This is a genomic window from Desulfurococcus sp. (genome assembly GCF_038881575.1).
In the GTDB taxonomy this organism is placed as follows: Archaea; Thermoproteota; Thermoprotei_A; order Sulfolobales; family Desulfurococcaceae; genus Desulfurococcus.
Genome location: NZ_JAVZPN010000003.1, coordinates 39,098 through 48,311 on the forward strand (window position 1 = coordinate 39,098; position 9,214 = coordinate 48,311).

The 9,214-nt window shown below is 44.3% G+C and carries 11 protein-coding genes, 1 tRNA gene and 1 pseudogene; 2 read left to right on the top strand and 11 right to left on the bottom strand.

The annotated features are described in order from the left end of the window. Genes rrp41 through psmA form a run of 4 tightly spaced genes read right to left on the bottom strand, consistent with a single transcriptional unit; the run spans position 1 to position 2,930 of the window. Entirely contained in the window at positions 1-729 is a 729-nt protein-coding gene (rrp41, locus tag QXV08_RS03570; RefSeq protein WP_342786356.1) for an exosome complex exonuclease Rrp41, read from the bottom strand. Continuing rightward, complete coding sequence (gene rrp4 / locus QXV08_RS03575) at positions 726-1,445, bottom strand: exosome complex RNA-binding protein Rrp4 (RefSeq protein WP_342786357.1); 720 nt, start codon at positions 1,443-1,445, stop codon at positions 726-728. Before rrp4 ends, rrp41 begins: the two co-directional genes overlap by 4 nt. A gap of 7 nt (positions 1,446-1,452) precedes the next feature. After that, complete coding sequence (locus tag QXV08_RS03580; RefSeq protein ID WP_342786358.1) at positions 1,453-2,148, bottom strand: ribosome assembly factor SBDS; 696 nt, start codon at positions 2,146-2,148, stop codon at positions 1,453-1,455. A gap of 41 nt (positions 2,149-2,189) precedes the next feature. After that, positions 2,190-2,930, bottom strand: a complete 741-nt coding sequence (gene psmA, locus QXV08_RS03585; RefSeq protein ID WP_342786359.1) for an archaeal proteasome endopeptidase complex subunit alpha — start codon at positions 2,928-2,930, stop codon at positions 2,190-2,192. Between the two features lie 435 nt (positions 2,931-3,365). Here psmA and QXV08_RS03590 point away from each other — a divergent pair. Then, positions 3,366-3,450: transfer RNA gene (locus tag QXV08_RS03590), tRNA-Leu, on the top strand. 44 nt (positions 3,451-3,494) lie between these two features. Here QXV08_RS03590 and QXV08_RS03595 read toward each other — a convergent pair. The 4 genes from QXV08_RS03595 to QXV08_RS03610 all read right to left on the bottom strand — a co-directional run bounded on the left by QXV08_RS03595 (position 3,495) and on the right by QXV08_RS03610 (position 5,771). Then, positions 3,495-3,962 (bottom strand): Rpp14/Pop5 family protein, encoded by a 468-nt coding sequence (locus QXV08_RS03595; RefSeq protein WP_342786360.1) that lies wholly within the window; start codon positions 3,960-3,962, stop codon positions 3,495-3,497. Beyond that, on the bottom strand, positions 3,955-4,584 hold the full coding sequence (locus QXV08_RS03600; protein WP_342786361.1) for a ribonuclease P: 630 nt from the start codon (positions 4,582-4,584) through the stop codon (positions 3,955-3,957). The genes QXV08_RS03595 and QXV08_RS03600 overlap by 8 nt, the downstream gene beginning before the upstream one ends. A 66-nt stretch (positions 4,585-4,650) precedes the next feature. After that, positions 4,651-5,145 (bottom strand): RNA-binding domain-containing protein, encoded by a 495-nt coding sequence (locus tag QXV08_RS03605; protein WP_342786362.1) that lies wholly within the window; start codon positions 5,143-5,145, stop codon positions 4,651-4,653. Beyond that, positions 5,109-5,771, bottom strand: a complete 663-nt coding sequence (locus tag QXV08_RS03610) for a 50S ribosomal protein L15e (protein ID WP_012608998.1) — start codon at positions 5,769-5,771, stop codon at positions 5,109-5,111. The genes QXV08_RS03605 and QXV08_RS03610 overlap by 37 nt, the downstream gene beginning before the upstream one ends. An 86-nt stretch (positions 5,772-5,857) precedes the next feature. Between QXV08_RS03610 and QXV08_RS03615 the strand changes: the two genes are divergently transcribed. Then, positions 5,858-7,090 (top strand): redox-regulated ATPase YchF, encoded by a 1,233-nt coding sequence (locus QXV08_RS03615; RefSeq protein ID WP_342786363.1) that lies wholly within the window; start codon positions 5,858-5,860, stop codon positions 7,088-7,090. A 12-nt stretch (positions 7,091-7,102) separates the two neighbouring features. On the opposite strand, the gene QXV08_RS03620 is transcribed toward QXV08_RS03615, so the two are convergent. The 3 genes and pseudogenes from QXV08_RS03620 to QXV08_RS03630 form a co-directional block, all read right to left on the bottom strand. Beyond that, a complete protein-coding gene (locus QXV08_RS03620) occupies positions 7,103-7,471 on the bottom strand; it encodes a DUF2095 family protein (RefSeq protein WP_342786364.1) in 369 nt (122 codons plus the stop codon). Beyond that, a complete protein-coding gene (gene glmU, locus QXV08_RS03625; RefSeq protein ID WP_342786365.1) occupies positions 7,471-8,754 on the bottom strand; it encodes a bifunctional sugar-1-phosphate nucleotidylyltransferase/acetyltransferase in 1,284 nt (427 codons plus the stop codon). The genes QXV08_RS03620 and glmU overlap by 1 nt, the downstream gene beginning before the upstream one ends. Positions 8,755-8,950: 196 nt before the next feature. Beyond that, a pseudogene (locus QXV08_RS03630) lies at positions 8,951-9,214 on the bottom strand (30S ribosomal protein S3ae); the annotation flags it as partial.

Genomic DNA, 9,214 nt, shown 5'->3' on the forward strand with positions numbered 1-9,214 from the left:
CTACCTCACCTCCTCAAATATCTTGTAATACTTACGGTACATCGCCTCCTTCGCGGTTTTATAGATTTGTTCAACTCCCTTGTAAGCCATGTCTAGTGCCTGTTTGAATTCACCAGGGGTTAAGACGCCGTTTAACTGTAGTAAAACTATCTCGCCAGTATTCGGCATGATGCCTACTGGGAGATCCGCTTCACCGTACTCATCCTCCAGCTCATTTATGTCTAGTACCAGTACTCCATCAACCTTCCCCACTGCAACACCTATGACTAGATCTCTCATAGGTATCCCTGCGTCAGCTAATGCTAGCGAAGCAGCGGTTAGCCCAGTTGTACGTGTTCCCCCATCGGCTTGGAGGATCTCTATGAATACATCTATACTGGCCCTTGGAAACTGTGATGTAAAAACAACTGATTCAAGTGCTTCACGTATAACCTTGGATAACTCGATTTCCCTTCTGGAAGGAGCAGGTGATTTACGCTCTGTTGTAGAGAAAGGTGCCATGTGATATCTTACTCTGAGTATTGCTCTATCTGGTAGACTTATATGCTTTGGCAGGGCTTCCCGTGGACCATACACTGCCGCCAAGGCCTTCGTATTACCATACTCAACCAATGCGCTTCCATTAGCGTTTTTCAAGACTCCTAACGCTATTCTAACCGGACGTAGTTCCTCAGGTTTCCTCCCATCTATTCTTAACCCATCCCTGATTAATACAGGTTTTCCACTCATTTGCCTTCACCAAGTTTGGATTCTAGAAATACTCTTACTTCCTCGGTTAGACCACGTATATGTGCTTTTAACTCAATGAGTCTTATCGCCTCTATTAAAACTTTGGTAACATATTCATCCTTGCATTTCAACCATACGTACCCGTTCTGCGCAATCGTTATATCACAGCCGCTTTTACTCGATAGTAGATTATACATACTACCCTTCTTACCCACCAGCCTAGCTACTTTACTCGGCTTAACCTCGACAACTACCCCTTCAAGTATTTTCCCTAATCCTTTACCCCTCGTAGTTAGCACGGGGTCTCTGGTTCTATCGAAGACCGCTATTTTCGCCAGGATTAAATCACCTGTATCCAGGTAGTTCCTCAGGTTATGAGTTATAGGGTTGAATCCCTCGATAACATCTGAAGCGGGCAGGATCGCCTTGTATGGTGCACGTATATCTATGCTCCACGAGGTTACGCCTATACTATCTACGATCCCTATAACTGTGTCATCTTTCCTTGGGTAGTAAACGCTTTCAAGCGGTATGACATTGATGTCTTTATCCTCAATGTAGACTATGCCAAGTACATCGCTGTATACCTTATTGTCTAGAACATATATGTGTTTATCTGGGTACCTCTTGATTTCATTTGAGATAACGCCTTCCTCAAGTATCGCGAGGCAGTCTCCCGGTCTCACCAACTGTCTATCAGCTACTAGAACCTTCATCGATCTCTCACCCCACATTCAATATCTTAACTTCCCCACTACCCTTTGTTAAAGCGTTGACTTTATCTATTAACTCTTGTTGCAATCCAGCCGGGATCTCTAGCTCCATATACAAGCTCCCGTCTTCACGCCACTGGACCTTCTTAGATGTCCCCATTGCCTGTATTTGTTTAAGCGATCTACTGGCGTATTCACTTGGTATTCTTACAGCTACATAAGCCTTAGCTATTTTTATAGGTATAACCTTGGCTAGCTGTGAAACAATATGTTCCATTTGTTGCTCGGCTGGCTTATATGGGTCTATTGATATCCTTGCTTGCTCCATCGCTAATTCAAGCCTTTTCACCGGGATAGGTAGTTTCGTCTTGGGATCTATAGCGTTTCTAGCGATCAAGTTTAATATCTGTGCCTTCTTTTCCTCGATAAACTTTCTTCTCTGTTCGGCTGTGAGCTGTAGTTCACCGCGTTTTATAATCTCCACTGCTACTACCTTGGGATCATCTGTTCCAAAAACCTCCTTCATCGACTCTGGTGAGGCCTTTAACCCTTTCCTAGCGTCTTTATAGATGAAGTCTCCAGCTACAACCTCATCTATACTTACCTGCTTCCCTTCCTTAATCTTAAGCGCTAACTCAGGGTCGACCAGGATCTCGAATCTATGTCCTTTAGCCTCGTAGCGTGCGATGACTAGTTTATCTTTCATGGCTTAAAAACCTCATATAAGGTTTGGCTCCGAGATATATTCTACATCTTTAGTTTTCCTTCTTTCTCCAATTCCTCAACATACTTCCTTATTTCATTCGGCATAAGTATTCTGAATCGACGTGACTCAACATCTACATAGCCTATCTCCATGTAGTCCTCGAAGGGCTTGCCTTCCACTATCCCTGCAAGTGCTTGTATTGCTAGTTTAAGGGATTCGCTAGTATCTAAATCATACTTGTAGTTTTTCTCCAGGAACTCTATTACATTATTGCTTTTCTCACCTATGGCTGTCGCGTAATAGCTAAGGTATCTCCCGCTGGGCTCAGTCATAAATAACTGGGTGCCTTTTTCATCTACCCCGGCGAAAATCATTGCCACGCCGAAGGGCCTCACACCAGCATGCTGCGTGTACGCCTGCTTGACATCGCATACTAGTTTAGTTATATATTCTACCGGGGCTGGTTCATCATAGTAGAACCTATGAAGCAGTGCCTGGTTTATAGCGTAGCTTATCAGTATCCTTCCATCTCCAGCCATCCCAGCATAGCTGGCGCCTATGTGGTCATCTATCTTGAATATTTTCTGAATCGCCTTCTCATCGATGAGCTGGGTTATCTTCCTTTTTTCAGCTGCAACGATAGAGGTGCTCTTTGTTCTTATACCTATGGTGGTCCAGCCTCTTCTCACGGCTTCGAACGCGTATTCAACCTGGTATATCCTCCCATCAGGCGAAAATATCGTGATTGCTCTATCATATGCTGCAGCCATTGAGAAACCCATGTTTTCACACTCCCTGCATCCTACTCATCATTTAAATACATCTAAGTGTTTTTAACTCTTAATGCAGCCATGTTAATTCATGTTACAACTGAAATCCTGCCCTTTAGGGCGAGGAGAGGCTCAGCGGTGAAAAGGATAAAGCTATAATAGGTTCGATAAGGTATTCCATAGAGTAGATGATGACGCCGCTCCAGAATGAACCTGGTAGATGATTACTTCGCGACGATCTGATTAAACCGTTTACAAGTGAAAACAATTGTCTTTTTAGGGCAGGGAACTCACGTGTTTTCCTCCACCCTTGTGGACGAGGTGGAAGCCCCAGAGCCAACCCTAAACAATAATGAAATACCAAGGGATAATCCTCCAGTGACAAAGGGTGGATGAAATCTATTCTACGAGGTTTTTAATCCCTCTAACAATAATTAGATACTGGGTGCGGGGGTGCCCGAGCTTGGCCAAAGGGGGCGGACTTAAGATCCGCTGGCGTAGGCCTGCGTGGGTTCAAATCCCACCCCCCGCACCTCTCTATTCTCAACATGGTTGATGGCTGGTCTCCTCATACTTTTAATACTTCTCCAGAATCTTCCTACATTTCTTCAACGAGCCACAGGTCTTCAATGGTATGGCTATACATTTAGAGTCATTTACTTGCTTGAGGATCCCGAGGACTGCGAGCGCGTGATCTTTGTAGAGGTGGCTGACTCTAAGTACTCCTACTTGCTTGTCCTCCATGAAGAATATGAATTGAGGTGATGCCTTGTGAAATAGGGCTTTACCAAAGTACTCTGCGTATAGTTTCGTAAAGGAGTCTTCAAGCTGCTCCCTGGTGACCGGTTTATCGCATACAATTGAAAACGCTATGTAGCGCTTCCTAGGCTTAATCACCCCACTCTGGTTTCTGACACGTGTTTCAAACACGTTAATTATTTCAATGAGGCGTGAAACCCTATAGTGGCTCCTAATAGATAATATGAGGGCGGCTAACGAGGAGGCCAGTATAAGTAAAACTAACACAGTCTCAAAGCTATTCATCCCTACCCACCTTGCTGCCCCTGGTTAGCTGGAGTTTCCCAGAGATGATTTGATACGGTCTCGCGGTAATCGATGCAAGGGCCACGGGCTCTGGGACATCATACAGTGTTTTAAGGAGGCTTATTATTGCACGGGGGTGGTAGAGCTCCCACCAGTACTCGGCGCCCGAACCCACTATTAATGGTATATTCATCCTTAAAGCCAGGTTTATCCTTCTATAAGCCTGTCCTCTTTTAACATCATCAAGGGCCAAGAGGCTCTTTAAAGATACCTCGAGAGGCTTATTGTAAGTCTTCATAGCCCTGAACTGCCTTACATCGAAGAACTCGATGTTTTCATCATTCATCATAATAACGTTTACCCTGCCATCATGCGTACTCCACCTAGCGGTCTGAAGCGATAAAGGCGTTACAGCGGTATAGGCTATACCACTCTGCGTGGAAAGCATGTTCTTCAGCTCTGTGACACTAGTAGCCTTCAATACGAGTCTAGGTATCGCTACAAGAGACCCTGTCTCCACGGGCTTTCTTAGGTCATTACAGGCTATGAATTTAAAGTGCAGTCTTCCAGCAGCTTTCAAGACATCTCCAGTGCAATTTGCAACATTGACGTCTATAAACATTTGAGACCTCCTATGTAATTAAGGTAATCAAGCTGTATTATTAATGATGGCTAGAGAGCGGGATCTTTAAGCCTGGCTGGTACTTGATTGTTCCGGCGATGTTAAGCCATCGAGATATCCCGATATTTTCTCGATGTTTTTAACTCCTTTGAAGTGGAGCGTTATTTTTACAACGTCATCAGAGTCAAGTAGTTTCACGTTTCCGAGGAAGGCATCCTGCTTGTTGATACGCAGTATCAAGCGCCCGGTTCTAGGATCGAATCTAAGGGGTAGGGTGATCTTCATTAATGACTTCTCAGTGCTGCTCATAGTGGATAATAAGTATTTAAGTACTTCCTCGCACCCCTCAAGTATCTGTGTCTTTATGACTACTATTCTATTACCATAGTAGCCTTCAACGGCTTCCTCGATCAGTATTAGTTTACTCCGTATTTCAGGGGGAATCAAGTTAAGTATTGATGCACGGACTCTGTTGCAATCCTCTGTGGCGTGGCAAAAAGAAGATATCTCTATGGATTGAAGCGCTACTTTTCTTCTTTCAGTTTCTCTGCTATTTGCCATGGATCACGTGCTCCCCTACTGGCTTCGTGACGCTTCTTCAACTCTCTCTCCTTCAGTTTACGTTTCCACTTGTAATACACTGTGCCTCTGAGTCCACGGCTCTTTCTAAGGCCCCTCATCTTCTTCCCAGCACTGGTCAGCCCCCTGAATACCCTACCCCTATTCTGAGGCTCGCATATCCAGTTGACATCTGGGTCGTTGCATATTGATGGGTGATGCGGGTCGACGAGTATTACCTCGTACCACTTATATCTGCCATCCTCGGCAACATAGTAGCTGTTAAGTACTTCTAGCCCGGGGAACTTTCTTGCAGCCCTCTCCTCAGCTATTAATCTGAGGCTTTTTGCCGGAGCATAACCATAGACACCCATTCTCTTAGGTCTTCTTCCACTATCCGGCCTGGGCTTTCTCTGCCCTCCTTTTCTAACCCTTACCCTTACGATGATGAAGCCTACTTTAGCCTTATACCCTAGTGCTCTGGCTTTATCGAGTCTAGTCGGCTTCTCTAATCTAACAACTGAGGGCTCTCTCCTCCACTCAATTAACCTCTGCCTGATTAAGGCCTCTAGTTCCCTGCTTTTCTCCTTCCAGGCTTCAGCTATATAGTGATACATGCTCTTAGACATAGTTAAGCACCGTGACCTAGGTGTATATAATAATGAGTTAACGGGGTTTATAAAAAATAGGCTAAAACTGTGGTGAGGAAGCGCAGATGCCGCCTCCAGAGAAGATAATAGGGATAGTTGGAAAAACAAACGTGGGTAAGTCAACCTTGTTCTCAGCCATGACGCTTCTACCGGTAAAGATAGCTAACCACCCCTTCACAACAATAGAGCCGAATATAGGGGTGGGACACGTTAGAGTGAGATGCGTCCACACCGAGATAGGGTTACCCAGGTGTGATCCACGTGCAGGCTTCTGTATCTCGGGCGAGAGATTCATCCCGGTTAAGATAATCGATGTAGCCGGTCTCATACCAGGGGCGAGCATGGGTAGGGGGCTTGGAAACAAGTTCATGGATGACCTGAGGCAAGCAGATGTTCTCATACACGTGGTTGACGCATCTGGTTCAACAGACCTGGAGGGTAATCCAGCTGCCCCTGGAACACATGATCCTGTTGAAGAAGCTGAGAATATACTTCACGAGATAAATGAGTGGTTTAAGAACACTATTACACGGATCTGGGAGTCTAAGATCTCCAGGTTCCTTGCTTCAACCCAGGCACCACTAGACTTGATAACCCAGAATCTCTCAGGACTAAGTATTAGAAGACAACATGTTATAGAAGCCATTAAAAAAGCAGGCTTAGAGGACAAGCCCTTTAAAAACTGGAGTCTCACCGATGTGGCAGATTTCGCAGTTACATTAAGAGAGGTGAGCAAACCCATTCTCATAGCAGCTAATAAGATAGATATACCTGTGGCAGTAGAATACGTAAGGGCCTTGAAAAAGAGGTTTGGCGAGGAAAACGTTGTCCCTGTAAGCGCGCTAGGGGAATACATCCTGAGGAAGGCAGGTCAAAGTGGGTTAATAGAGTATATACCGGGAGACCCGATGTTTAGAATTAAGGATTCATCGAGGCTTACTAGTGATCAATTAAAGGTACTTAAGCTTATAGAGGACAATGTTCTTAAACAATATGGTTCAACAGGGGTTCAGGAACTACTCAATCACGCTGTATTCAGGAAGCTTGGGTTAATAGTGGTATACCCTGTTGAGGACGAGAATAAGTTTACGGATCACCATGGAAATATATTGCCAGATGCCTACCTAGTGCCTAGGAACACTACTGCTAGAGAGCTTGCATACATGGTTCATACAGAGCTCGGTGAAGGCTTCCTCTACGCTGTTAACGCTAGAAGTAAGAGGAGGATTGGAGAGGATTATGTACTTGAGAACAATGATATCATCAAGATTGTAGCGGTTAAATCCAGTGGCAGCTAGGATACTTAAACATCAATGTATGTCAGGGATCTGCTTGAATATTTTTTCCCAGTACCTCTTAGCCTCCTTATAGTAATAATCATCCTGCTTCCTCCCGCCAAAGTACTCTATGCCATTTCTCTCCAATATGGTTTTTAATTGTTCTCCCTCTCTTGCATCAAGTTCTCCATGGTTTACAAGGTAATCCACTACTTCAAAGGCTTCTTCGAGGCTTTTACAGCGTCTAATATAGTCCACCACTGTAGGTGTATACCCGCTCCATGGATCGGAGAAGCCCATGTGCACGCTTAATTTTAGAGATACATCTTTATCCTCGAGTACTTCTCTAGCTAGATGCGGGTACTTTTTCTTGAAGTCATCTATCCTGTATGTGTCTGACATTATTTCTCACTGATTCTATCTTTATTCAGCCCGGTTTTTATCTCTACTTTTCCATCGCTGTAATAAATTGAGTTCGAGGCCACATCTCTATATACAACTGAGCCAGGCATAATCCATGTGTCACTTCCTATTTTCACCCCGGGCATCAACGATACATTAACACCTGTTTTCACGTTGGCCCCTATCACAGCACCCATTTTCTTTCTGCCGGTGTCCTCCACATGATCTTTTATAAGCATTTTAACTGTTGCCTCGTCAAACCTTAAATTAGCTGTTATCGTTCCAGCGCCGAGGTTAACGTTTTCACATACTATGCTGTCACCGATGTACGTGAGGTGGCTGGCGTGAACGTTTTCTAGTATTATGCTCTCCTTGACTTCAACGCTGAAGCCTATTTTGGAACCCCTACATATAACACTCCACGGCCTGATTCTAGCGCCCGGCCCTATTTCGACCTCTCGATCTATATATACTGGTCCCTCTATCATTGTAAATGGGTTCACTAAGGAGTTTTCTCCAATATAGACCTCACCGGTTATGTGGGAGGGTTCTATGACTCTTCCTTTTATCTCTTTTTTAATCATTGTTAAAGCCATCTTGTTTGCCTCTATTACATGCCATGGCTTACCTATATCGATCCATGACGCCCTCGGTAACTTGTAGATTCTAATCTTCACCCCTCTCCTACTCATATTATTTAATACATCGGTGAACTCTAATTCTCCACGTGGGCTCGGCTTTATATCGCTATTATCTAGGATGTCACGGGTTCTCAACTTATATATGCCAGCGTTGACTAGTCTCGAGGGAGGGTTTATGGGTTTCTCCACGACTCCTTTAAAATAGTTGCCTCCATTAATAAGTACTCCGTAGTCGCTTGGATTATCTACTTCGCTACCTACAATAATGTTTCCGCTTTCCCCCGCAATCTCCGGGATAATGTTTACCGGTGTGAAGATGTCAGAGTAAATGATTAGGACATCCTCGTCACTACCCATTCCTTCAATACCCTTAACAACAGCATCCCCTGTTCCCCTTGGCTCACCCTGCTCTACGAATTTCACCTTAAAGGGTAGTCTCCTGCTCATCACATGTGCTCTAATAATGTCCCCCATATATCCTGTTACAATAACTACTTCATCTATGATCGAGATGGCTGCAAGCCTATCAAGGTGCCAGTCCAATAATGGCTTACATAGGATTGGTATCAATGGCTTAGGACGGGTCTCGGTTATTGGTCTAAGCCTGATCCCGTTTCCAGCGGCTAATATAACCGCCTTCAAAACACGCCTCCTCCAGCTCTAACATAAACATTATAATGAGAAATTATTAATAACATTCATCCCACTTGAATACTGATACTTCACACCGGAGTGGTGATGCCTATGGAAAACTCACCCTAGTAAAACAGTGGCTGGCCCTATAGACCCAGTAACTAAGAGTAGATAAGGAAGTAGATCGAGCACGTGTTAAAAGCGTTTACTCCTTCCTTGCTTGAAGCGGTGAAATAACTACTGCCGGCTTAGGTCCTTCAGGTGATGGTATCAGGAGCAATTTTGTCTTGTATACTTCTACCCTTCTAATCGGGTATATCTTTCTAGCGAGCTCAGCTATCTCATTTGAGATCTTATAGCTCATTATCTCCTGTACTAGTTCATCAAGTGTTAACTCGCCGGCTTTCTTAAAGATATATTCTCTCATCACTCTCCTTATTGCTTTCTTTTGACTAGTATTACACCTGCA

Bases quoted from the DNA above. Each gene is read 5' to 3' on its own strand.
- rrp41 (WP_342786356.1), bottom strand. From the start codon at position 729: ATGAGTGGAAAACCTGTATTAATCAGGGATGGGTTAAGAATAGATGGG.
- rrp4 (WP_342786357.1), bottom strand. From the start codon at position 1,445: ATGAAGGTTCTAGTAGCTGATAGACAGTTGGTGAGACCGGGAGACTGC.
- QXV08_RS03580 (WP_342786358.1), bottom strand. From the start codon at position 2,148: ATGAAAGATAAACTAGTCATCGCACGCTACGAGGCTAAAGGACATAGA.
- psmA (WP_342786359.1), bottom strand. From the start codon at position 2,930: ATGGGTTTCTCAATGGCTGCAGCATATGATAGAGCAATCACGATATTT.
- QXV08_RS03595 (WP_342786360.1), bottom strand. From the start codon at position 3,962: ATGAATAGCTTTGAGACTGTGTTAGTTTTACTTATACTGGCCTCCTCG.
- QXV08_RS03600 (WP_342786361.1), bottom strand. From the start codon at position 4,584: ATGTTTATAGACGTCAATGTTGCAAATTGCACTGGAGATGTCTTGAAA.
- QXV08_RS03605 (WP_342786362.1), bottom strand. From the start codon at position 5,145: ATGGCAAATAGCAGAGAAACTGAAAGAAGAAAAGTAGCGCTTCAATCC.
- QXV08_RS03610 (WP_012608998.1), bottom strand. From the start codon at position 5,771: ATGTCTAAGAGCATGTATCACTATATAGCTGAAGCCTGGAAGGAGAAA.
- QXV08_RS03615 (WP_342786363.1), top strand. From the start codon at position 5,858: ATGCCGCCTCCAGAGAAGATAATAGGGATAGTTGGAAAAACAAACGTG.
- QXV08_RS03620 (WP_342786364.1), bottom strand. From the start codon at position 7,471: ATGTCAGACACATACAGGATAGATGACTTCAAGAAAAAGTACCCGCAT.